General features: G+C 73.0%; 21 protein-coding genes and 1 pseudogene. 8 read left to right on the forward strand and 14 right to left on the reverse strand.

Annotated features, from left to right (window positions below; all coding sequences use genetic code 11):
- The 5 genes and pseudogenes from ACFXGI_RS34320 to ACFXGI_RS34340 all read right to left on the reverse strand — a co-directional run.
- A pseudogene (locus tag ACFXGI_RS34320) lies at positions 1-333 on the reverse strand (deferrochelatase/peroxidase EfeB); the annotation flags it as partial.
- A gap of 22 nt (positions 334-355) precedes the next feature.
- Entirely contained in the window at positions 356-1,501 is a 1,146-nt protein-coding gene (efeO, locus tag ACFXGI_RS34325) for an iron uptake system protein EfeO (protein WP_384715486.1), read from the reverse strand.
- Positions 1,502-1,685: 184 nt separating this feature from the next.
- Entirely contained in the window at positions 1,686-2,588 is a 903-nt protein-coding gene (locus ACFXGI_RS34330; RefSeq protein ID WP_384715489.1) for a heme ABC transporter ATP-binding protein, read from the reverse strand.
- Positions 2,585-3,757, reverse strand: coding sequence for a FecCD family ABC transporter permease (locus ACFXGI_RS34335; RefSeq protein WP_384715492.1), 1,173 nt, complete (start codon positions 3,755-3,757; stop codon positions 2,585-2,587). The genes ACFXGI_RS34330 and ACFXGI_RS34335 overlap by 4 nt, the downstream gene beginning before the upstream one ends.
- Before the next feature lies 1 nt (position 3,758).
- Entirely contained in the window at positions 3,759-4,820 is a 1,062-nt protein-coding gene (locus ACFXGI_RS34340; protein WP_384715494.1) for a hemin ABC transporter substrate-binding protein, read from the reverse strand.
- A 134-nt stretch (positions 4,821-4,954) separates the two neighbouring features.
- Here ACFXGI_RS34340 and ACFXGI_RS34345 point away from each other — a divergent pair, with 134 nt between their 5' ends.
- From ACFXGI_RS34345 to ACFXGI_RS34360, 4 genes are all read left to right on the forward strand, one after another.
- Positions 4,955-6,394 carry an HtaA domain-containing protein gene (locus ACFXGI_RS34345; protein WP_384715497.1) on the forward strand — a complete coding sequence of 480 codons (1,440 nt, stop codon included), beginning with the start codon at positions 4,955-4,957 and terminating at the stop codon, positions 6,392-6,394.
- A 74-nt stretch (positions 6,395-6,468) separates the two neighbouring features.
- Positions 6,469-7,929: an HtaA domain-containing protein gene (locus ACFXGI_RS34350; RefSeq protein WP_384715500.1), complete on the forward strand. Its 1,461-nt coding sequence runs from the start codon at positions 6,469-6,471 to the stop codon at positions 7,927-7,929.
- 20 nt (positions 7,930-7,949) lie between these two features.
- Positions 7,950-8,651, forward strand: a complete 702-nt coding sequence (locus ACFXGI_RS34355; RefSeq protein ID WP_384715503.1) for a PhzF family phenazine biosynthesis protein — start codon at positions 7,950-7,952, stop codon at positions 8,649-8,651.
- A 66-nt stretch (positions 8,652-8,717) separates the two neighbouring features.
- Positions 8,718-9,080 carry a hypothetical protein gene (locus tag ACFXGI_RS34360; RefSeq protein WP_384715506.1) on the forward strand — a complete coding sequence of 121 codons (363 nt, stop codon included), beginning with the start codon at positions 8,718-8,720 and terminating at the stop codon, positions 9,078-9,080.
- An 80-nt stretch (positions 9,081-9,160) separates the two neighbouring features.
- On the opposite strand, the gene ACFXGI_RS34365 is transcribed toward ACFXGI_RS34360, so the two are convergent.
- Complete coding sequence (locus ACFXGI_RS34365; protein ID WP_384715509.1) at positions 9,161-9,808, reverse strand: heme oxygenase (biliverdin-producing); 648 nt, start codon at positions 9,806-9,808, stop codon at positions 9,161-9,163.
- Between the two features lie 168 nt (positions 9,809-9,976).
- The gene (gene map, locus ACFXGI_RS34370) at positions 9,977-10,834 is read right to left on the reverse strand and encodes a type I methionyl aminopeptidase (protein WP_384715512.1); all 858 of its coding nucleotides are present in this window, start codon (positions 10,832-10,834) and stop codon (positions 9,977-9,979) included.
- 73 nt (positions 10,835-10,907) lie between these two features.
- Between map and ACFXGI_RS34375 the strand changes: the two genes are divergently transcribed.
- Complete coding sequence (locus ACFXGI_RS34375; protein WP_384715515.1) at positions 10,908-11,147, forward strand: hypothetical protein; 240 nt, start codon at positions 10,908-10,910, stop codon at positions 11,145-11,147.
- Positions 11,148-11,188: 41 nt separating this feature from the next.
- On the opposite strand, the gene ACFXGI_RS34380 is transcribed toward ACFXGI_RS34375, so the two are convergent.
- The gene (locus tag ACFXGI_RS34380; protein WP_384715518.1) at positions 11,189-11,794 is read right to left on the reverse strand and encodes a hypothetical protein; all 606 of its coding nucleotides are present in this window, start codon (positions 11,792-11,794) and stop codon (positions 11,189-11,191) included.
- 114 nt (positions 11,795-11,908) lie between these two features.
- On the opposite strand from ACFXGI_RS34380, the gene npdG reads away from it, so the two are divergent.
- Positions 11,909-12,637 carry an NADPH-dependent F420 reductase gene (gene npdG, locus ACFXGI_RS34385; protein ID WP_384715520.1) on the forward strand — a complete coding sequence of 243 codons (729 nt, stop codon included), beginning with the start codon at positions 11,909-11,911 and terminating at the stop codon, positions 12,635-12,637.
- A gap of 45 nt (positions 12,638-12,682) precedes the next feature.
- Here the strand turns inward: npdG and ACFXGI_RS34390 are convergent, their stop codons facing one another.
- Complete coding sequence (locus tag ACFXGI_RS34390) at positions 12,683-14,749, reverse strand: TerD family protein (RefSeq protein ID WP_384715523.1); 2,067 nt, start codon at positions 14,747-14,749, stop codon at positions 12,683-12,685.
- A 232-nt stretch (positions 14,750-14,981) separates the two neighbouring features.
- Here ACFXGI_RS34390 and ACFXGI_RS34395 point away from each other — a divergent pair, with 232 nt between their 5' ends.
- Positions 14,982-15,173 carry a hypothetical protein gene (locus ACFXGI_RS34395; RefSeq protein ID WP_384715526.1) on the forward strand — a complete coding sequence of 64 codons (192 nt, stop codon included), beginning with the start codon at positions 14,982-14,984 and terminating at the stop codon, positions 15,171-15,173.
- A gap of 18 nt (positions 15,174-15,191) precedes the next feature.
- On the opposite strand, the gene ACFXGI_RS34400 is transcribed toward ACFXGI_RS34395, so the two are convergent.
- Positions 15,192-15,434: a hypothetical protein gene (locus tag ACFXGI_RS34400; protein WP_384715529.1), complete on the reverse strand. Its 243-nt coding sequence runs from the start codon at positions 15,432-15,434 to the stop codon at positions 15,192-15,194.
- 52 nt (positions 15,435-15,486) lie between these two features.
- A complete protein-coding gene (locus ACFXGI_RS34405; protein ID WP_384715532.1) occupies positions 15,487-16,287 on the reverse strand; it encodes a site-2 protease family protein in 801 nt (266 codons plus the stop codon).
- On the opposite strand from ACFXGI_RS34405, the gene ACFXGI_RS34410 reads away from it, so the two are divergent.
- Positions 16,286-19,750, forward strand: a complete 3,465-nt coding sequence (locus ACFXGI_RS34410; protein ID WP_384715535.1) for a BTAD domain-containing putative transcriptional regulator — start codon at positions 16,286-16,288, stop codon at positions 19,748-19,750. The two genes, ACFXGI_RS34405 and ACFXGI_RS34410, sit on opposite strands and share 2 nt — an antisense overlap.
- Before the next feature lie 60 nt (positions 19,751-19,810).
- Here the strand turns inward: ACFXGI_RS34410 and ACFXGI_RS34415 are convergent, their stop codons facing one another.
- The 3 genes from ACFXGI_RS34415 to panB all read right to left on the reverse strand — a co-directional run bounded on the left by ACFXGI_RS34415 (position 19,811) and on the right by panB (position 22,708).
- Positions 19,811-20,662 carry an ABC transporter permease gene (locus tag ACFXGI_RS34415; RefSeq protein WP_384715538.1) on the reverse strand — a complete coding sequence of 284 codons (852 nt, stop codon included), beginning with the start codon at positions 20,660-20,662 and terminating at the stop codon, positions 19,811-19,813.
- Positions 20,659-21,693 carry an ATP-binding cassette domain-containing protein gene (locus ACFXGI_RS34420; protein ID WP_384715541.1) on the reverse strand — a complete coding sequence of 345 codons (1,035 nt, stop codon included), beginning with the start codon at positions 21,691-21,693 and terminating at the stop codon, positions 20,659-20,661. The genes ACFXGI_RS34415 and ACFXGI_RS34420 overlap by 4 nt, the downstream gene beginning before the upstream one ends.
- Positions 21,694-21,847: 154 nt before the next feature.
- Entirely contained in the window at positions 21,848-22,708 is an 861-nt protein-coding gene (gene panB / locus ACFXGI_RS34425) for a 3-methyl-2-oxobutanoate hydroxymethyltransferase (RefSeq protein ID WP_384715544.1), read from the reverse strand.
- Positions 22,709-22,835 lie beyond the last annotated feature (127 nt).

The following is a 22,835-nucleotide window of genomic DNA, read 5'->3' on the forward strand; positions in this document are numbered from 1 at the left end:
CAGGAGCTGGACGAGCTCGGCGCGGTCCTTCGTCTTCACGTCGAACGCGGCGAAGTGCAGCCGGTCCTGGACGGCGGAGGCGATACCGGCCTGGTGGGTGCCGTGGAAGGTCACCGAGGAGCCGCTGAGCGCGGCCGGGACGGGGTCGCCGTCACCGGTCAGCGCGGCGACGGTGCCGCCCGCCGCGGCGGCGCCGAGCGCGAGCCCGGCACCGCCCCAGCCGAGTACGGACCGGCGCGACGGCCCGCCTGCGGCGGACGCGGCGGCCTCGGCGGAGTCGGCCGGCTCGGCGGCCTCGGCGGCCGAGCCTGTGGTGCTGGTGTCGTCAGACATGGTCCGTACCCCTGATCACGCGTTACTTGGCGACGGCCGCGGCGAGCTTGGACAGCGGCTCGCCGAGGGCGCTGACAGCGTCCGAGAGCTCCTTGCGCTGGTCCTGGCCGACCGTGTCGTAGGCGGTGAAGTCGTAGCCGTTCTTGTCGGCGCGGTACTTGTCGAGCAGCGTGCTCATCGCGGCGAACTGCTTGTCCAGCTCGGCGGAGAGGGCCGGGTCGTTCTTCGCGGCGACCGGCTTCAGCAGCTCGTACGCCTTCTGGGCGCCCTCGACGTTGGCCTTGAAGTCGACCAGGTCGGTGTGGCTGTAGCGCTCTTCCTCACCGGTGACCTTGCCACTGGCGACCTCGTCCAGCAGCTCCTTGGCACCGTTGGCCATCGAGGTGGGGGTGATCTCAGCCTGGCCGACCTTCTTCTGCCAGTCGGTGAGGTCGGTCATCAGCTGGTCGGCGAGCTTCTTCTCGTCGTCGCCGATCTTCTTGTCGGCGAACAGGGCCTTCTCCAGGCGGTGCCAGCCGGTCCAGTCCTTGGCCGGGTCCTGGCCGGCCTCCAGGCCGTCCTCGCGGACGTCGACCTTCGGGTCGATGTCGCCGAAGGACTCGGCGACCGGCTCGGTGCGCTCCCAGCCGATGCGGGACGCGGCGTACGCCTTCTTGGCGGCCTCCAGGTCACCGGCCTTGACCGCGTCCGCGAAGGCCTGTGCCTTGGGGAGGGTCTCGTCGGCCTGCGCCTGCACGTACTTGCGGTATTCGGCGACCGCGGCGTCCAGCTCGGGGCTGCGCTTCTCGGCGGCGCCGCCGGTGGCCTTCACCTTCTGGCGGATGCCGTCGCCCTTCATGCCGGGCTTGCAGGCGAACTCGTAGTCACCGGCCTTGATCTCGGCGGTGATGGTCGCCTTGGTGCCGGGGCCGATGTTCTCCCGCTCGGCGACGATCCGGTCGTCCGGGAAGAGGACGTACAGCTCGGTGACCTTGGAGCCCTTGTTCTCGACCTCGATGGAGACCTTGCCGGCCGGGAACTCGGTCTTGGAGAGCTCACAGGCGGTGTCGGAAGCCGCGACCTTGATCGTGCCGTCGCCGCCGGCGCTCTTCTCGGCGCAGCCGGTGACGGCGGTCAGCGCTGCCACGGCGGCGACCGCGGTGAGGACGGTGAGGCGGGCGGGACGCATGCGTGCTCCTGGCTGTCTGGCGTTCGGCAGACGGCCGCCCCGATCGGGAGGGCGGCCGGTGAGGCGAACCTAACTTAACCGAGGCTTACCTGACTCATACCCGCGCGTCCAGTGATTCAGCGCACACGCCGGGCCGCCGGACACGGGGCCGTCACGGAGCCTCCAGGGCCAACCCATGGAATGGTCAAGCGGAGGTCAAGCCGGTGCGGTCGTTCCGCATGGCGGAACGGTCCTCGGCCCGCAGCGCGGAACGCTCCTCGTCCCGTACGGGGACCACAAGCGGAACCCCGGTGCGCGGATGGGGCAGCACTTCCACCGGTTGTCGGTAGACCCGGCTCAGCAGCTCGTCCTCGAACACCTCGGCCGGGGGCCCGTCCACCGCGATCCGCCCGTCGTGCAGGACGGCGGCCCGGTCGGCGTACGCGGCGGCCAGGCCCAGGTCGTGCAGGACGACGACGACCGCGTCCCCGGCCGCGGCCCGCTCCCGGCAGATCCGCAGCACCAGCTCCTGGTGGCGCAGGTCCAGGGCCGCGGTGGGTTCGTCGAGCAGCAGCAGCGGAGCCCGCTGGGCCAGTACGCGGGCCAGCGCGACCCGGGCCCGTTCACCGCCGGAGAGCGCCGAGAAGGGGCGGGCGGCGAAGCCGGCCACCTCCGTGGCGGCCATCGCGGCGGCCACCGCCTCCTCGTCGGAGTCGGCGAGCGGGGTGCCGGCCCAGGGGGCGCGGCCCATCCGTACGACGTCCGCGACCGGGAACGGGAAGGACATCTGCGCCGACTGGGGGAGTACGGACCGGCGCAGGGCCAGCTCCGGGGCCGCCCAGTCACCCACCGGCCGCCCGTCGATCCGTACGAGCCCCCCGGCGGCGGGCAGGTCGGCCGACAGGGCGGCCAGCAGCGTGGACTTGCCGGCGCCGTTCGGGCCGACCAGGGCCAGCACCTCGCCGGCCCGGGCGCTCAGGTCGATCCCGGCCAGCACCTCGCGGTCGCCGAGGCGGACACGCAGGCCGACCGCCTCGGCGAAGGCGGCGCCGGGGGCCGGCCGGGCGGGGATGCCGCGCCTGCCGCGCCGCAGGAACGGGATGCTCATGCCCAGCCCCCCTGCTTGCGGCGGGTCCGGCGCAGCAGCCAGAAGAAGAAGGGGCTGCCGATCAGCGCGGTCAGCACCCCGAGCGGCAGCTCGGCGGGCCTGGCGATGGTCCGGGCGGCCAGATCGCCCGCGAGCAGGACCACGGCTCCGGCCAGCGCGCTGCCGGGGACCAGGAAGCGGTGGCCGGGTCCGTTCGCCATGCGCAGCAGGTGCGGGACGAGCAGCCCGACGAAGGTGATGATGCCGGCCACGGCGACGGCGGCCGCGGTGAGCAGCGCGACGACGAGGATGAGCGCGAGGCGCAGCCGCTCCACGTCCACGCCGAGGTGGCGGGCGGGGCGTTCACCGAGGGAGAGCAGGTCCAGCTTGCGGGCGTGGAAGGGGGCGATCAGCAGGCCGGCGAGCGCGCAGGGCAGGACGGCGAGCACCTTGGGCCAGGTGGCCTGGGCGAGGGAGCCGAGCTGCCAGAAGGTGATCTGGTTGACCTGGCCGCTGTCCGCGAAGAAGACGAACAGGCCGATCAGGGCGCCGGCGAAGGCGTTGACGGCGATGCCGGTGAGGATGAGCGTGACGACCTCGGTCCTGCCGCCGTTGCGGGAGAGGAGGTAGACGGAGCCGACGGTGACCAGTCCGGCGGCGAACGCGCAGGCGGTGATGGTCCAGTTGCCGAAGAAGCTGAGGCCGAGCCCGATGGCGGCCACCGCGCCGACGGCGGCGCCCGCGGAGATCCCGATGACGCCGGGCTCGGCGAGCGGGTTCCCGAACACCCCCTGCATCAGGGCCCCCGCGCAGCCCAGGCTGGAGCCGACGAGCAGCGCGAGCACGACCCGGGGGAGCCGTACGTTCCACAGCACGCTCTCGCCGACCCGGTCGAGCGCGGCCCCGCCGAGCCCGAGCCGGTGCTGCACCGAGCCGAGCACGTCGGCGACGGGGATCCCGTAGGCCCCGACCCCGGCGGACACCAGGGCCAGGCCCGCCAGCACGACGACGAGCGCCGCGATCAGCAAGGCACCGGTCCGGGCCCTGGGGGCCTTGGCGGTCGCCGGCGCATCCGGTCCGGCCGGCGCATCCGGTCCGGCCGGCGCACCCGGCCCGGCCGGCGTCGCGGGCGCGGGCGTTCGGGGGCCGGCCCCGGGCAGGGTGACCGCGCCCGTGTTCTGTTCCGTCACGTCACGCGGTCTTTCCGTACAGCTGGGAGATCAGCGAGCTCAGCACCTGGTCGGTGCGCGGGCCGTAGTTCAGCAGGACCCCGTCGTCGACGGTGACGACGCGCCGGTCCATCCCCGCCGGGGTCTGGGCGACGCCCGGGATCTTCACGAGGCCGTCCGTACCGCCCACGGACTCCAGCCCCTTGGACATGACGAGGATGGCGTCGGGCGCGGCTGCCGCCAGCGCCTCGCTCGTGATCGGGGTGAAGTCCTTGCCGAGCCCCGACTCCTTGCCCGTGTCCACCGCGCCGGCCGCTTCGAGGAGCGGGGCCGCGCCCGAGTCCGAGCCGCCCAGCAGGTACACGGAGGCGGTGCCGCGCAGGTAGAGGAAGGCCACCCGGGGCTTCTTCCCGGAGGCCGCGGAGGCGGGGATGCCCTTGCGGGCGGCGGTGATCCGCTCGGCGGTGCGCTCGTTCAGCCGGGCGCCGGCGTCCTTGACGCCCAGCGCGGCGGCGATCGTCTCGATCCGCTTCGGTACGTCGTCCAGCGATTTGGCCGGGGCCACCACCAGCAGCGGGATGCCCGCGTCGCGGATCTGCCGGATCGCCTCGGCCGGGCCGGAGGTGGTCTCGGCCAGCACCAGCGTGGGGCGCAGCGACAGCACGCTCTCCGCCGAGACGTCATGGCCCCGGGTCACCACCGGCAGCTGCGCGGCCTGTTCGAAGGTGGCCGTGATGTCGCGGGCGACGACCTGCGGGCCGAGGCCCAGGGTCTGGACGATCTCGTTCAGGCTGCCGCTCAGCGGGACGATCCGGTCCGCCGCCGTCACCGTCACCTGGCGGCCGTCCGCCGAGGCCGCGGTGACCGGGAGGGCGGGCAGCGGCGCCGGGGCGAGCGGTTCCACCCGGTCGGGTGCGGCGGCCGGGCGGGCGGCGGTGCCCGGTCCGGGTCCGGCGCCGGCGCCGGCGCCGGTGGCGGAGGTGCCCGCGCAGCCCGTCAGGGTGGCCAGGGCCAGTGCGGAGAAGGTGACCGCAAGGGCAAGGGCGCGGCGGGGGAAGCGGGTTGGCGCGGCGGGCGTGGACACGAAGGCACCGTCCTGATCGTCCGGCTGTTCGTCCGGCTGTCGTGTTGAGGTTCCGGGGAACCGGGGGTTCCCCTCTGACTGGAGGTAGCTTAGGTTAGCCTAACCTTATTCACCAGCCCTGGGAGGGGACCACCATGCCTGCAAGACCCGCCCGCGCGTCGGCAGTCGCCCTGTTGGCAACCCTGGCGGCCTTGCTCGGCGCCCTGTTCCCGGCCACCGCCGCCCATGCGGCCGATCGCACCGTGCAGGGGGGCCGACTCGACTGGGGCATCAAATCGTCCTTCCAGAGTTATGTCACCGGTCCCGTCGCGAAAGGCGCTTTCAAGCTGAAGAACGGAGCCGCCACGGTCGGCGGCAGCCTGTTCCGCTTCCACTCGGCCACCGGCTCCTACGACCCGGACTCCGGGGCGTTCGAGGCGGCGTTCAGCGGCGGCGTCGGCTTCCAGGGCCACCAGAAGCCGGACGGCACGTACGAGCTGGACCTGACGGTCAGCCGCCCCACCGTCAAGATCGACGGCGGTCGCGGCACGCTGTACGCGGACGTCTCCAGCAAGGCCAAGGACACCGGCGCGGTCACCACCCAGACCCGGGTCCCCTTCGCCACGCTCGGCCTCGGCGGGGTCGACATGAAGGGCGGCGGCAGTCCGATCGCCCTGACCAACATCCCGGCCACCCTCACCGAGCAGGGTGCCAAGGCCTTCGCCGGCTACTACTCGGCGGGCGCACAGCTCGACCCGGTCTCGCTCTCCGCGGACGTCAAGGCCCCGGCCGCCGGGACCGCGCCCTCCGCGAGCGCGTCGGCGCAGCCCTCGCAGGATCCGCAGGCCGCCCAGGGGGCGTTCGCCGACGCCGCCGTCGACTGGGGTGTGCGGCGTACGTTCCGCGAGTACGTCACCGGCTCCGTCGGCCAGGGCAAGTGGACCCTCGCCGAGGGGGCCCAGGACGGCGGCGCGCTGTTCCGCTTCCCGCAGGGCAAGGGCGCGTACGACGGCCAAAAGGGCACCCTTGACGCCGCCTTCGCCGGCACCGTCCACTTCACCGGCGCCCATCTGGACCTGAAGCTCGGCAAGGTGAGCGTCAAGGTGGAGGACGGCAAGGGCGTCCTGTCCGCCGACGTCACCACGGGCACCGAGACGAAGAGCGCGGTCGCGCTCGTCGAGTTCGACGCCAAGGGGCTGAAGACCGAGGCAGCGCTCGCCACCCTCACCGAGGCCCCCGCCACCCTCACCGAGGGCGGCGCGCAGGCCTTCGGCTCGATGTACAAAGCCGGCACCGAGATGGACCCCGTCTCGCTCTCCGTCGCGCTGGACGCCACCGCGAAACTGCCGGCCCTGCCCGACCTGGGCTCGACGGCCCCGCCCGCCGCACCGGCGGCCTCCGGCCCGTCGCCCGCCCCCGTCGCGAAGGCCGAGGAGTCTTCGAACACCGGCCTGTACGCCGCCCTCGGCGTGGCCGTCCTGGTCCTGGCCGCCGGGGCCGTCTTCCTCTTCCTGCGCCGCAACCGCGCCACGGAGGCCACGGAAGCCGCGGAGGTCACGGAGGCCACGGACGCACCCCCGACGTCCCAGTCCTGACCCGCTCCCTCTCACCTCGCCTCACCTCACCCCGTCCCAAACGCCACCCCCGTTGCCTTCCAGGAGGCCCTCGCATGTCCTCGTCCCACCGCCGTTCGCTCGCACTCGCTGCCGCCGTCGCCACGGCAGCCGCACTCGGCGCCACCGCCTTTGTCCTGCCCGCGACGGCGGTGGGTGGCGGGCAGGCCTCCGCGGCCGTCGCCTCCGCGCCGATGCCGATCGTGAACGGCACCCTCGACTGGGGGGTCCTGGCGAGCTACCGCTCGTACGTCCTGAACATCGCGAAGGGCACGATCACCCCGGCGGACGGGGCTGCCCTGAACGCGGACGGCACCTTCCGCTTCACCTCGGCGACCGGCCAGTACGACAAGGACGGCGGGCACGTCGTGACCGCCGCCTTCAAGGGCAGCGTCACCTTCGACGCCCCCATGCACGGCTTCAAGCTGACCCTCGCCAACCTCCGCTTCGACACGGGCACGAAGAAGCTGACCGCCGACGTCACCAAGAACGGCACCCTCACCCCGAACGTCCCCATGGCCGACGTGGCCTTCGGCGGGCAGTCCATGGACAAGCTCGGCACCACCCTCACCAAGGAGGCTGCGGGCCAGCTCGGTTCGGACAAGTACGTCGGCCTGGCCGGCGACCCGCTCACGGCCGCCCTGCAGTTCGGGCAGCCGTCCCCGCCCCCGTCCCCGTCCGTGACCCCGTCGCCTTCGCCTTCCACCTCCGCCTCCCCGTCCCCGACCCCCTCGGGCCCGTCGCACTCCGCGACCCCCTCGCAGAGCGCGAGCTCCCCTGCGGCCGGCGGCCCGCAGCAGCTCCTCGGCGGCCGGCTCACCTGGGGCGTGAAGGAAGGTTTCCGCTCGTACGTGGTGAAGGGCGGCGGCTCGGTCACCCCGGCGGACGGGGCCGTCGCGAGCGGCGACACCTTCGCCTTCCCCCTCGGCAAGGGCGAGCTCGACGTCAAGAAGCAGAAGCTGAGTGCCACCTTCGCGGGCAACCTGCGCTTCCAGCGCGCCGACCACGGCGTCGACATGACCTTCGCCAACGTGCGCATCAACGCCGAGGGCAAGAAGGGCACCCTCGTCCTGGACGTCAAGTCGCCCACCGCCACCAAGGTGAACGTCCCGTTCGCCACGCTCGACCTGTCGAAGGCCGAGTACCGGACCTCGGGCGGCCTGCTCACGCTCAACGCCGTCCCGGCCGCCTTCACCGCCGAGGGCGCGGCCGCCATAGGCGCCCCGAGCCCGGACTACGCCGAGGGCAAGCCGACCGACCCCGTCACCCTCTCGGTCTCCGTCGACAAGGACGTGGTGATCCCCACCACGGCGCCCACCACCACGCCCACGTCCACCACCGGCGGGACCGGCGGCACGGCCGGCACCGTGGGCGGTGGCGGCAGCGTCGGCGGCAACCTCGCCAGCACCGGCGCCGAAATCCCGGCCGGAGCCCTGCTCGCCAGCTCCGGCGCTGTCGTCGCGGCCGGTGCCGGAGCCGTCTTCCTCGCCCGCAGGCGGCGCGCGGCCCAGATCTGAACCGTGTTTCAATTTCCCGCGTGAACGATCTCGATGTGCTCAAGGTCTTCTGCGCGGGTGACGGACGGCACGGCAACCTGCTCGGTGTCGTCCGTGACGGCCGGACCTGCCCCGACGACGCGTCGAGGCAGGCGCTGGCCGCCGAACTCGGCTACAGCGAGACGGTGTTCGTCGACGACCCCGAGCGGGGGGTCGTCGACATCCGCACCCCCGGCACGCGGATGTCCTTCGCCGGCCATCCGCTGGTCGGGGTCGCCTGGCTGCTGGACATCGAGGAGCTCCAGCCGCCGGCCGGCTCCGTATGGGCCCGTGACGACGGGGAGTTCACCTGGATCACGGCCCTCCCCGAGTGGGTCGAGGGCAAGCGCACCCGGCAGTACGCCAGCCCCGCCGAGGTCGACGCGCTGCCCGCGCCGCCGCCCGGCGAGGGCTGGCTGTACGCCTGGGCCTGGGGGGACGAGACGGCGGGCCGCATCCGCGCCCGCGGCTTCCCGCGCCGCCCCGACGGGGTCATCGCCGAGGACGAGGCCACCGGATCGGCCGCGATACTGCTGACCGCCGAGCTGAACCGGGCCCTGAACATCACCCAGGGCGCGGGCTCCCAGATCCTCACCGCGCCCGGACCGGACGGCACCGTCGAGATCGGCGGCCGCGTCCGCTTCGCGAAGCTCCCGCCGCCGCGCACCGAGCAGGCGCGAACTGAACAGGCGCGAACTGAGTAGGTGCGCACGCCGGATTGAGTACCTCCGCGCTGGGGGCGCGATGCCCTCCAGCGGTTCCATGGCTGCATGAACACGCCATCGAGCGCCGGCCGGCCGCAGCAGCCGCAGACGTACGCGCACCCGCACCCCGACGAGACGCAGCGCTGGCTGCTGGTCCCGGCGCTCTTCACGGCGCTGACGCTGGTGGCCGGCGGCCTCGGCCACGCGGCCTCGTACCTGCCGCGCTGCCCGCTCTGGTTCTCCCTCCCGTACCTGATCCCGCTGGGCCTGACGGCCCTCGCCTGGCGGCGGCCCCGGACCCCGGCGCAGCGTACGAACCGCATCGTGGCGGGCAGCATCGGCGCCGGACTCGCCCTCTTCTGCGCCAAGGCCGTCGAGGCCGTGCTCATGTTCGTCGGCCTGGCCCTCTGGCTGATCCACGGCGACTGACGGCGGAACGGCAACGGCACCCCCCGCGCCGCTCGGTGCCGGGGGTGCCGTTGCCGTACGCAGACGCGTGCGGGGGAGGCTCAGGCGCTCAGCGGGAACTCCGCGCCCAGCTCCCGGAAGACCGCGCCGTTGAAGTCGAAGGCGCGCTTGCACTCGTCGATGATGCGCTGCTTCTCCAGGTCGTCCGCGGCGATCGCGTCCAGCAGCTCGCGGTAGGTCCGCTTGAAGGCCGCGGGGTTGGAGATGTCGGCGAAGACATAGAACCGCACGCCGTCGCCCTTGCGGGTGAAGCCCCAGGTCCGCTCCGCCTTGTCGCGGATGATCTGGCCGCCCGAGAGGTCGCCCAGATAGCGGGTGTAGTGGTGGGCGACGTACCCGCCGGGCCAGGTGGCCGCGCACTCGGCCACACGGTCCGCGTAGGACTCGGTCGCGGGCAGCGCGACCAGCGTCTCGCGCCAGGACGGGCCGCGCAGGTGCGCCAGGTCGCGCTCGATCTCGGCCACGCGCATCAGCTCGGGCTGTATGAACGGGCCCGCCACCGGGTCGTCCTTCAGGGACTCGGCCGCGTCCTCCAGAGCCCGGTACACGAACCACAGCTGCTCGGTGTAGCGCGCGTACGCGTCCACCCCGAGCCGGCCGCCGAGCAGGTCGCTCATGAACGTCGAGGTCTCTGCCTCGGTGTGCTGCTCGTGCGACGCGACACGGATGACCGTAGAGAAGGCGTCCAAAACAATCCTCCGGAGACGGGACGAGGAATAACGGGCCCGGTGGGCGTGACGGCGCGGCCGCCACGCCCGATCCTCGCGCTTAGGGTTACCTAAGTCAATGTCTTCCCGACGCCTTGTCGGTAAAACTCTTCCGGAGGACTTTTGGGAGGAGCTTTTCCCTGTGGGCCGCTACGGAAGGGTGAGGATCTCGGCGCCCGTGTCCGTTACGACCAGTGTGTGCTCGAACTGCGCGGTGCGCTTGCGGTCCTTCGTGACGACCGTCCAGCCGTCCGCCCACATGTCGTACTCGTGCGTGCCCAGGGTCAGCATCGGCTCGATCGTGAAGGTCATCCCGGGCTCGATGACGGTCGTGGCGTGCGGGCTGTCGTAGTGCGGGACGATCAGGCCGGAGTGGAAGGACGAGTTGATGCCGTGCCCGGTGAAGTCCCGGACCACGCCGTAGCCGAAGCGCTTCGCGTACGACTCGATGACCCGGCCGATCACATTGATCTGGCGGCCCGGCCTGACGGCCTTGATGGCGCGGTTCAGGGCCTCGCGGGTGCGCTTCACCAGCAGCCGCGACTCCTCGTCCACCTCCCCGCACAGGTACGTGGCGTTGTTGTCGCCGTGCACGCCGCCGATGAACGCGGTGACGTCGAGGTTCACGATGTCGCCGTCGCGCAGGACGGTGGAGTCGGGGATGCCGTGACAGATGACCTCGTTCACCGAGGAGCACAGGGACTTCGGGAAGCCCCGGTAGCCCAGCGTCGACGGGTAGGCGCCGTGGTCGCACATGTACTCGTGCGCGACCCGGTCCAGCTCGTCGGTGGTCACCCCCGGGGCGATCAGCTTGGCGGCCTCTTCCATCGCCTGGGCGGCGATCCGGCCGGCGATGCGCATGGCCTCGACGGTCGCGGCGGACTGCACCTCCGGTCCGGTGTACGGAGTGGGCGCGGGCTTGCCCACGTACTCGGGCCGGCGGATGTTTCCGGGAACGGAACGGGCGGGAGAGAGCTCGCCTGGTACGAGCAGCGACTGGCCAGACATGCAAGCGAGTGTATCCAGCGGGGATGGGGCAGCATGGCGGGCAGAGAGTGGTATCGAGAGGAGCCCGAAGACGATGGCCCTGTTCAAGAAGCGCCAGGTGGGCAAACCCGGCGAGTGGTACTACTGCCTGGTCCACCACAAGGTCGAGGAAGGCCCGGAGTGCCCGGCGAAGGACCGGTTCGGCCCCTACACCACGCCCGAGGAGGCGAACCACGCCATGGAGACGGCGCAGGAGCGCAACCTCGAATGGCAGAACGACCCCAAGTGGAACGACAAGTCCCGCGAAGAGGACGAGGGCACGAGCGCGCCGTAGGGATGCAGGGGAGCAGGGCTTCGGGTCCGTGCCTCGCGGGCTCACCAGCGGCCGGGCGGCGGCGCGGTCAGCTGATCGGCCAGCCGCGCCAGCCGGTCCCGCAGCCGCCGCGGCCCGCGCTGCACCGGCAGGCCGTTCTCCCCGGCCGCCGCGCCGACCAGGTGCTGCACCGTGTCCAGACCCGGCTCGCCGGCGCCCTCCCGTACGGACAGGGCGTCGTGCGCGAGCGCGGCGAGATCCGGATCCCCGCCGTGCAGCGACAGTACGGTCGCCCCCGCGCGCCGGGCGTCGTGCACCCGCTCCAGCAACCCCGCCCCGGGCTGCTCCGGGGCCACCACCAGCAGCGTGTGCCCGCGCCGGGCCGCCTCCAGCCGGCCCAGCCCCACCGACAGGTGCGGCGGCTGCCCGGGCCGCACCCGGTGCCGTACGAGGGTGGGCGCCAGCTCCGGCAGCCCGGACCAGGCGGCCTCGTCCACCAGGTGCGCCGCCAGGTGCCAGGGCTCGTACTGCTCGGTGCCCACCAGCAGCAGGTTCCCGCAGGCCGGCACGACCGAGTGCCGCAGCGATCCGGCGAAGCGCCGCGCGTCGCCGGGCCACTGCGTACCGGCGAGCACCTCGCGCAGCAGCGCGACCCTGACGGCGTCCATATCGGCATCCTGCCGCAGGAAAGGGACCTACGGGAGCACTTCGCCCCCGCTTCGCCCGATGGTGGTGGCGCATGTCCGTTCGCCTCTCGGGATCACGGCATTACCCTCGCCCCCATGACCTCCACAGACAGCACTCAGAATCCGCCCGCCCCGGCAGCGGCGAAGGCGCCGGCCAAGGACCCGTGGGACCTGCCGGACGTCTCCGGCCTCGTCGTCGGCGTCCTCGGCGGCACCGGCGACCAGGGCCGGGGCCTGGCCTACCGGCTCGCCCGGGCCGGCCAGAAGGTGATCATCGGCTCGCGCGCCGCCGACCGCGCGCAGAGCGCCGCCGACGAGCTGGGCCTCGGCGTGGAGGGCGCGGACAACGCCGAGTGCGCGCGCCGCAGCGACATCGTGATCATCGCGGTGCCTTGGGAGGGCCACGCCAAGACCCTCGAAGCCCTGCGCGAGGACCTCGTGGGCAAGCTCGTGGTCGACTGCGTCAACCCGCTCGGCTTCGACAAGCAGGGCGCCTACGCGCTGCGGGTCGAAGAGGGCAGCGCGGCCCAGCAGGCCGCCGCCCTGCTCCCCGACTCCCGCGTGACGGCGGCCTTCCACCACCTCTCGGCGGTCCTGCTCCAGGACGAGTCGGTCGAGGAGATCGACACCGACGTGATGGTCCTCGGCGAAGTCCGCGCCGACACCGACATCGTCCAGGCCCTGGCCGCCCGTATCCCGGGCATGCGCGGCGTCTTCGCGGGCCGCCTGCGCAACGCCCACCAGGTCGAGTCCCTGGTGGCCAACCTCATCTCCACCAACCGCCGCTACAAGGCCCACACGGGCCTGCGCGTCACGGACGTCTGACCCCGCCGCCCTGCGCCCGGCGGCAGCCGGGCGCAGGGGGCCGCGTCAGCCTTGGCGGCCGGCGCGCGCCTCGACCGGGCCCAGATGCGCCACGACCCCCTGGTGGAAGCGGGTCACGGCCTCGTCGACGCTGCGGATGAAACCGGACTCCGTATTGCCGCGGGTGTTGCCCATGCCCTTGATGAGCGACAAGCGGAACCCGGTGAGGGCCGCCCCGCCCTTGGGCAGCAGGTCGCCCGGCTCGGGGCGCAGCCGCTCCAGCGTGCCGCGCGGTCCGTTCCCGGCCTCGACGAGGGTCTCCACGTGCAGGTCCGCCGGGGCCTCGGCCAGCAGCCGGACCAGCCGCTTCACCGTGGTCAGCGGGTACGAGCCCTCCGGCGCCGGCACGTCCACGCAGGTGCGGACCTTGCCCGTCCGCAGATCGGCGGTCACGGCGATGACGCTGCTCGTCCCGTCGATGCGCAGCTCCGCTGTGAGCCGCCCGTCCAGGCAGAGCCTCTCGGCCGCGGCCGCACGGCGCGCCTGCTGGTCGCTGCCGCGCCGGACGCGCTGCACCGGGAGCGCCTTCTGCCCGAGCTCCCCGCCCAAGCGCAGGCAGACCTGGCGGATCAGCCGCTCCCAGCTCTCGACGACCTCGACGGCGCGCGGGTCGTCGGAGGCGAGGGTCTCGTCCTCGATCCCCTTGCGTACGGGCACCCAGGCGGCGCCCATGTTCTGAAACCCGTGGCAGCCCGACTGGTCGTGCCGGAGGTACTCCAGCAGCTCCTGGAGCAGCCAGGCGTGCGCGGCGTTGCCCACTCCCTCGTGGCGGATCAGCATCTGGGCCTGGTGGGCCACCTCGGCCCAGGACAGGTGCCAGAGGCTGACCTTGTGCTTGCGCCGCCCGTCGATCTTGACGTCCACCATGGGCGCGCCTTCGAGGGCCACGTCGTTGGAGAGCGTGATCACGGCCTCGTAGCCGCGGCGGGCGGCGATGTCCATGTACTCCTGCACCTGCTCCGGCTTGAGCGGGTTGCCGTTCGTCTTCGTCTCGACCAGGGCCGTCCAGAGCTTCCCGGCGCGTTCGACCCGGATCACGCCGTCCGGGCGGCGCGGGGTGTCGCCGTGGGGCAGGGACACCTCGGTGAAGGTCTGCATCCGTCCGGCGGGGGCGCCGAAGGCGGCGGTGAGGCGGCGGCCGAGCTCCGGGACCTGCGCCATCACGGACAGCAGCACGGAGGTGGCGCGCACCTCCCGCTCCTTGTCGCTCTTCAGCGTCGGCACGGGGAACAGCCGGGCCGGGCGCCAGGAGTCGTTCTCGGCGAGCGAGCTCTTGGCCACCTTGGGGAGGGTGACCTTCTTCTTGGTCGTGGTCGTACGGGGGCCCCGCCCGCGGGTCTGGGCGGGCACGGCGACGGGCTCCGCCGGGGCCGTGACCGGGGCCGTGACCGGGGCTGTGACCGGGGACGTAACCGGAGTCGGAGCCGGGGCGACCGGTTCGGGCTCCGCGTCGGGCGTCTTCTCCATGGCGACGGCGTCGGCGTCGGCGCCGTCCCCCGCCCCGCCCGGATCCCCGGCCTCCTCCGCCTCCTCGTTCACGGCGATGCCGAAATCGGTGGCCAGCCCGGCCAGCCCGGTCTCGTAGCCCTGTCCGACCGCGCGGAACTTCCACTCCTCGCCGCGCCGGTACAGCTCACCGAAGATGAACGCGGTCTCCACGCCCGCGTCGTGGATGGAGAACCCGACCAGCGGTTCCCCGGACCGGTCCGCGACCGTCATCCGCAGGTCGTCCAGGTCGCCGAACCGGGCGCCCCCGTACCGGCTGGCCGCCACCACGATCCGCTCGACCCCCTCGGGCACGGCGGTCAGGTCCACGCCGATCCGGTCCTCGTCCCCGTTCCCGGCCGGCGTCTTCCCCAGCAGCTGCACGCTTCCGTCGGCGGCGGCCGGGTTGTTGTAGAAGTAGAAGTCGTCCTCGCTGCGGACCTTGCCGTTCGCGTCCACGAGGAGCACCGAGACGTCGGCGTCGCCGGCCCCCGACACACTGCTCCAGCTCAGGCTCACCACCACGGCCCCGGCGTCTTCGCTGAGGGCCGTCAGGCTGACGTTGGCGCCCTTTGAGATCTCCTGCATGTCCATCCCCCCAGTTCGCCCGGCTCCGGCCGTGGCGGACCGTGCGGGCCGGACTGTCGTTCTTCCGTACCCGGCGACCGTAGCGGCGCGCCGCGCGGAAGATCGGGAAACGCCTAAAGAGGGGCGGAAGCGGAATGCGGGGCCCGTGGGACGTCTTTACGGGAGCACTGCGGGCCATGGGGGACACTGGTGGGGCTCTACCCCGTTCCGTGTCGCCGAGGAGCTGTGCCCCATGCCCCGCCTTGCCGTGTTCGCCATCGTCGTCTGCGTCCTGTCCGTGGCCGCGGCCGTGGTCGCCTTCGTGGAGGGCAGTTTCCTGGGGATCATCTGGGTGCTGCTGGCCGGTCTCACGTCGAACATGGCCTGGTTCTACCTGCGCAAGGCAAAGGCCGAGAAGGCCGCCGGCTCCGCGCGCACCTCCTAGGAGCCCGCCCGCCGGGGCCTACAGGCGCCGCAGGTTCCGGTCGAGGACGGCCCGGACCCGGTCCACATCGGCTACCACCGTCCGGCAGGTGCCGTACGCCTCCATGTCCTCGTACTGCTGCCGGGCCACGCGGGCCGGCGTACGGGGGATGATCACCAGCGTGCCGAGGGCGACCGCGACGACCACGCACCCCGTCTCCGTGGGCGTGAAGCGCTTCAGCGTCGAGATGGCCGGCGCGAGGGCCGGACCGAAGGCCGGCATCAGGAGAAGGCCCCCGCGCCCGGGCCCCCACCGGTCCGGCCGGCTGTCGGGCTCAGCCCTGCGGGGCCGCGCAGAAGCCGTTCGTGTCCTGCCAGAAGCGGTAGAGGTCGCGGCCGCAGAAGGTCTCCAGGTCGGACACGCCCAGCGTGGACAGCAGGTTGCGCACCACGTCGAAGAAGTACCCGTTGACCTCCGGGATCCACAGCAGCGCGAAGACGGCGATCAGCCCGAACGGCGCCAGCGGCGCGACCTCGCGGCGGATCCGGTACGAGAGCCAGGGCTCGATGATCCCGTAGCCGTCCAGGCCCGGAACCGGAAGGAAGTTCAAGATCGCCGCCGAGACCTGGAGCAGCGCGAGGAAGGCGAGCGCGAAGCGGAACGCCATCGGGACCCCGTCGAGGGCGTTCAGCCAGAACGGCGCCGTGCAGACGACGGCGAAGGCCACGTTGGCCAGCGGACCCGCCGCGGAGATGAGGCTGTGCTTCCAGCGGCCCTGGATCCGGTCCCGCTCGATGTACACCGCGCCGCCGGGCAGGCCCAGTCCGCCCATGATCACGAAGATCACCGGGAGGACGATGCTCAGCAGCGCGTGCGTGTACTTCAGCGGGTTCAGCGTCAGGTAGCCCTTGGCCCCGACCGAGAGGTCGCCGCTGTGCAGGGCGGTGCGGGCGTGCGCGTACTCGTGCAGGCAGAGGGAGACGATCCAGGCCGAGGTGACGAAGAGGAACACGGCGAGCCCGGTGCTCGTCGAGTACCCCGTCCACACGGCCCAGCCGGTGACCGCCATGACGGCGAAGATGCCGAGGAATACGGAACTGATCTGCCGCTCGCCGCGGCCGCCCTGATGACCCATGCGGCGAAACCTACCTCGGGCAGGGAGCCAAAAGGAGTACGGGGCCGGGGCCCGGGCCAGCGACAATGGGCCGGTGCGCTACGCGATTCTCGGCATTGCCCAGGCCAGCCGCGACGACGGGAGCCCCGTCGCCGTCGGTGGAGCGCGCCTGAGGGCGCTGCTGACCGCGCTCGCGCTGCGCCCGGGGCGGGCCGTGCCGGCGCACCTGCTGGTGCAGCAGGTGTGGGACGGAGATCGGCCGGCGGACGCACCGGCCGCGCTCCAGGCACTGGTGGGCCGGCTGCGCAGGGCGCTGGGGCGCGGGGCCGTGCGCTCGGTGGAGGGCGGATACCTGCTCGCCGCGGCGGGCGACGATGTCGACCTGTACCGCTTCGAGCGGCTCGCCCGGGCCGGCGCGACGGCCCAGGACCCGGCCGAGGCGGCGGCGCTGTACGAGGAGGCGCTGGCGCTGTGGCGCGGCCCGGCGCTGGCCGATCTGCCGGACGCGGCGGCCGAGTCCGCCCGCTGGGAGGCCCTGCGTCTGGACGCTCGCCGGGGCCGGCTCGCTGCGGCCCTCGCGCTGGGCGAGGCCGAGCGGGCCCTCCCGGAGCTGACCGTCCTGTGCGGGGAGCGCCCGCTGGACGAGCCGTTCCAGGTGCTGCGGATCCGGGCCCTGCGCGACACGGGCCGCCCGGCGGAGGCGCTGGCCGCCTACGAAGCCGTCCGGCGGGACCTGGCCGCCCGCCTGGGCACGAGCCCGGGACCGGCCCTGCGCACCCTCCACGCCCAACTCCTCGCCCCACCCCCCGAACCACCGGCCGAACCCGCGGGGCCGGGCCCGGCCCCGACGGGCGGGTACGGAGCCGTGCAGCCGCCCGAGTCCGGCGCGGCGCAGCCCGGCCCGGCCGGGGCGCCGGGTGGCGTACCGCCGGCGGGCGGGGCCGGGTCCGCGCGGCCGGGGAACCTGCGGGTGCGGTTGACCAGCTTCGTGGGGCGCGAGGGGGACATCCGGGTCATCGGGGAGGACCTCGGGCGGGCGCGGCTCGTCACGCTGCTCGGGCCCGGCGGCGCCGGGAAGACGCGGCTGTCCCAGGAGGCCGCCGAGCACGCCGCCCAGGACTGGCCCGACGGGGTGTGGTTCGTGGAGCTGGCCCCCATCGAGGGACCAGGCGGACCCGACGCCCCCGAGGACGTCGCCGAAGCCGCCCTCGCCGCGCTCGGCGCACGCGAGACCAAGCTGCGCGGCGGCGCCGCCGAGGAGCTGCGGGCGCTGACCGAACGCGCCGGGGACCAGCCCCTGGAGCGACTCGCGGAGCACTGCGCCCGGCGGCGGATGCTGCTGATCCTGGACAACTGCGAACACGTCGTCGAAGCCTCCGCCGAGCTCGCCGAGGAGCTCCTCGCCCGCTGCCCCGGCGTCCGGATCCTGGCCACCAGCCGCGAACCCCTCGGCGTGCCGGGGGAGTTCCTGCGGCCGGTGGAGCCGCTGCCCGATCCCGTCGCGCTCCGGCTCCTGGCAGAGCGCGGGGCCGCCGCACGGCCCGGCTTCACCACCGACGACGACCCCGAGGCCGCCGCCGAGATCTGCCGCCGCCTCGACGGCCTGCCGCTCGCCATCGAGCTGGCCGCGGCCCGGCTGCGGCTGCTCACCCCGCGCCAGATCGCCGACCGGCTCGACGACCGCTTCCGGCTCCTGACCGGCGGCGCCCGCACCGTACTGCCCCGCCAGCAGACCCTGCGCGCCGTCGTCGACTGGTCCTGGGACCTGCTCGACGCACCGGAGCGCGCCGTCCTGCGCCGCCTCTCCGTCTTCGCCGGCGGCTGCGACGTGGCCGCCGCCGAAGCCGTGTGCGCCGACCCCGACACCCTCGACCTCCTCGGCTCCCTCGTCGACAAGTCCCTCGTCGTCGCCGCGCCCGACCCCGACGGCGCCGGCATGCGCTACCGCCTCCTGGAGACCGTCGCCGAGTACGCCGCCGAGCGGCTCGCCGAAGCCGCCGGGGACCGCGAGGCCACCGAACGCCGCCACCTCACGTACTACCGCGAACTCGCGCGCACCACCGGGCCGCTGCTGCGCGGCCGCCGTCAGCGCGAGGCCACCGGGCGGCTCGCCACCGAATACGAGAACCTCCGTACCGCGCTGCGCCGCGCCGTCGCGGTCCGCGACACCGACGAGGTGCTCTGCCTCGTCCACTCCCTCGCCTGGTACTGGCAGATGCACGACCTGCGCGCCGAGTCCCGGCACTGGTCAGACGCCGCCGGCGCACTTGTCCCCGATCCCTTCCGCGAGCCCGTCACCCCCGCCGAGCCGGTGTACGCGGAACTCACCGACACGCCCCCGCCGTACGGCGGGGACCTGCTCACCGAGGCCTGGCGCGGCATCCGGCTGATCCAGCTCGCCTCGCGCGACCAGTCCAACGAGAGCTGGAACGCGCCGGAGATCCGGGACCGGATCGACGGGATCGTCGCCGCCTACCGCCCCGGGCTGCCGCAGACCTGCCGGATCCCCGGAGGCCTGTGGATCTACGCCGTGATGATCGCGGGGGACGCCCCCCTGCTCCAGCGGGTCCTCGACGCCTCCGTCGACACCTGCCGGGAGCTCGACTACCGCTGGGAGCTGGCCTCCGCCCTCCAGATGCGGGCCAACGTGCTGGCCAACCGGGCGGCCTGGTCCGGGGACGCGGCCCGCGACGCCGACGAGAGCCATGCCCTCTTCAAGTCGCTGGGCGACGACTGGGGCTGCGCCGAAGCGCTCTCCGCGCGCGCCGAATCCCGGGAGAAGCGCGGCGAGTTCGCGGCGGCCGGCGAGGACTTCCGGGCCGCTATCGAGCACGCCGAGCGGCTCGGTGCCCTGTCCCAGGTCACGGTCCTGCGGGTGCGGATGGCCGGGACCCTCGTCGAGAGCGGCGAGACGGCCCGGGCCGAGGAGATCCTCACCGAGATCGTGGGCACCTCCCTCACCTACGGCAACGAGGCCATGCCGGCCGCCCGGATGTTCCTCGCGGGCGTCTACGGCCGCACCGGCCGCATCCCCGAGGCCCGCCGCCAGCTCCGGCTGCTGCGCGAGGAGTTCGCGCTCGGCGCCTTCGCCATCTTCGACGGCTTCCTGCGCGGCACGATGGCCTGGCTGGACAACCAGGACGGCGAGTACGCGGACGCCCTCGCCCAGCTCCGCAAGGCCATGGACACCGCCCGGGACCCCCTCGCCCTCATGGTCGCCCCGCAGATGCCCGCCGTGTACCTGCTGACGGCGGCCGTCTCGCACGTCAGCCTCGGCGGCGGGCGGCACGCGTACGACGCCGCGCGGCTGCTCGGCGCGTACCGGGCGCACCTGCCCGCCCAGCACTTCCCGGTCAGCACGGAACGCGAGGACGCGGCCCGCGCCGAGGAGCTGACGCGGGCCGCGCTCGGCGAGGCCGCGTACGCCTCGGCGTACGCCGAAGGCGGCGGCCTCACCCTGGAGGAGGCCACCGCCCTCATCTGACCCGGCCCCCCGTGCGGGGCCCGTCCGGGACGCGATCCGGAACGGACCGGCCGGACCGGATCAGGTCTTCTGGCGGAACTTGCGGACCGCCAGCGGCATGGTGACCGCCGTGATGGCCACCGACCAGATCAGGGTCACCGTCACCGGGTGGGCGACGGCGCCGCCGTTGATCAGGCCGCGGGCCGCGTCGGCCAGGTTGGACAGCGGGTTGTAGTCCGTGAAGGACTGCAGCCAGCCGGGCATGGTCGACGGCGGGGCGAAGATCGAGCTGCCGAACTGGAGCGGCATCAGGACCAGCATCGCCATGCCCTGGACGGCCTGCGCGGTCTTCATGGTGAGGCCGAGCAGGATGAAGATCCACATCAGCGAGGCGCCGAAGACCGCCGACAGGCCGATGGACAGCAGCAGGTCGAACACCGAGGTCTTGATCGACAGGCCGAGCATGAAGCCCACGGTCAGCAGGATCGCGATGGCGACCATCATCCGGCCGAGCTCGACGACGATCTTGGCGATCAGGACGGAAGACCGGGCGATCGGCATGGACCGGAACCGGTCCATCACGCCCTTCTTGAAGTCGTCGTTGACGCCCGTGCCGACACCCATCGCGATGTTCATGCCCATCATGGCCATCAGGCCGGGGACGACGTAGTTGACGTACGCCTCCTGCTGGCCCTTGCCGGAGATCGCGCCGCCGAAGACGAACACGAACAGCAGCGTGAAGATGATCGGCATGAACAGGACGTCGAACATCGACTCGGGGTCCTGCTTGATCTGCAGGGCGTTGCGGCGCACGAGGGCGCCGATGTGCCGCAGATTGGCCCGCAGGCCGATCCGGCCCTCGCCGGAGCGGCCTTCCACCGGGGCCGGACCGGGCGCGGTGGGAGCGGGCTTCGTCGTGGTTACGGTGCTCATGCCGCGACCTCCTCGGTCTTCTCGGTGGGAACGGAGTCCTCGACGGAGGTGGGGCGCTGGCCCGTGATGGCCAGGAACACCTCGTCGAGGCTGGGCAGGTAGGTGCCGAGGTCGGCGATCGCGTACCCGCGGGCGGCCAGCAGGCCGACCACGGCGGTCAGCTGCTCGTCGCTCAGGATCGGGACGAGCAGCACGCCCTCGTCCGGGACGGCCTGCGAGCCGGCGACCCCGTCCAGGCCGGCCTCGGCCAGCGAACGGGCCATGCCCGGCAGGTCGGAGGAGGCGACGGGGCGGATCCGCAGGGTGCGGCCGCCGACGCGGGCCTTCAGCTCGTCGACCTTGCCGTTGGCGATGACCTTGCCCTTGTCGATGACCGTCAGCTCGTTCGCGAGCTGCTCGGCCTCCTCCATGTACTGGGTGGTGAGCAGGACGGTGGCCCCCTCGGCGACCATCCGCTGCACCTCGTCCCACACCTCGTTGCGGGTGCGGGGGTCGAGGCCGGTGGTCGGCTCGTCCAGGTAGAGCACGGCCGGGCGGCCGATCATCGAGGCGGCCAGGTCGAGCCGGCGGCGCATGCCGCCGGAGTAGTTCATCGCGGCCTTCTTGGCGGCGTCGGTGAGCGAGAAGCGCTCCAGCAGCTCGTCGGCGCGCGACCGGGCGTCCTTGCGGGACAGGTCGAGCAGCCGGCCGATCATGTAGAGGTTCTCCCAGCCGGAGAGCTTCTCGTCGACCGAGGCGTACTGGCCGGTGAGGCCTATGGTGCGGCGCAGCTGCCGCGGCTGGCGGACCACGTCGTAGCCGGCGACGGTCGCGGTCCCGGCGTCCGGGACGACCAGGGTGGAGAGGCAGCGCACCAGGGTGGTCTTGCCTGCGCCGTTGGGGCCGAGGACACCGAGGACCGTGCCCTCGCGGACGTCCAGGTCGACCCCGTCCAGGGCCTTGGTCTCGCCGTAGTGCTTGACCAGCCCCCGTACCTCGACGGCGTGCGAGCCGTGCACGGGATTCTTGTCGTTTCGCGTCATGTCCACCATGGGACCATCCGCCACCGACAACGCACCGACAGCGGACCGACAGGCGACCGACAGGAAGACGACCTGCGGCCTGCCGGCTGCCGACCGGCCGCCGACCGGAAGCCGGAAGCCCGCCGACGGGGCGTCGGCGGGCTTCCGGTACGGGGCTGCCCGATCAGTGGAAGCTGTGCTCGGCCTGCGGGAACGATCCGCCGACCACGTCCTCGGCGAAGGCCTTCGCCGCGTCACCCATGGTGGCGCGCAGGTTCGCGTACTGCTTCACGAACTTCGGCATCTTCCCGCCGGTCAGACCCATCATGTCGGTCCACACCAGCACCTGCGCGTCGCACTCCGCGCCGGCTCCGATGCCGACCGTCGGGATGTGCAGGGACCGGGTGACCTCGGCGGCCAGCTCGGCCGGGACCAGCTCCAGCACCACCGCGAACGCGCCCGCGTCCTGCGCCGCCTTGGCGTCGCGCAGCAGCTGGTGGGCGGCCTCGTCGCCGCGGCCCTGCACCCGGTAGCCCATGGCGTTCACGGACTGCGGGGTCAGGCCCAGGTGGGACATGACGGGGATGCCGGACTGCACGATCATCTCGGTCTGGTGCAGCGAACGCTCGCCGCCCTCCAGCTTCACGGCTCCGACGCCGGCCTCCTTCACGAGGCGGGTGGCACTGCGCAGCGCCTGCACGGCGCCTTCCTGGTACGAGCCGAAGGGCAGGTCGCCGACGACCAGGGCCCGGCCGGTGCCCCGTACGACGGCGGCCGACAGCATGGTCATCTCGTCCATCGTCACGGGGACGGTGTTCTCGTAGCCGAGGTGACAGTTGCCCATGGAGTCGCCGACGAGGATGACCGGGATGCCGGCCTCGTCGAAGACGGACGCGGTCATCGCGTCGTAGGCGGTGAGCATGGGCCACTTCTCGCCGCGCTCCTTGGCGAGGGTGAGGTCGCGGACGGTGATCCGCCGGGTGCCCGTGCCTCCGTACAGGGTGGGGGAGGAGGCTTCGCGGGCAGGCGAAACGGCATGCGTCATTGCAACTGCTCCTTGATGTCATCTCGAGGCGCCCTTACGGCGTCCCCGGACTCACCCACCATGGTGGCACCTGCCGGGGCCGTGGGGAAAGTGGTGAGAGGGCCCGTGCGTCACACTCCTGCGGCAC

It is taken from the genome of Streptomyces sp. NPDC059355 (assembly GCF_042752335.1).
In the GTDB taxonomy this organism is placed as follows: domain Bacteria; phylum Actinomycetota; class Actinomycetes; order Streptomycetales; family Streptomycetaceae; genus Streptomyces.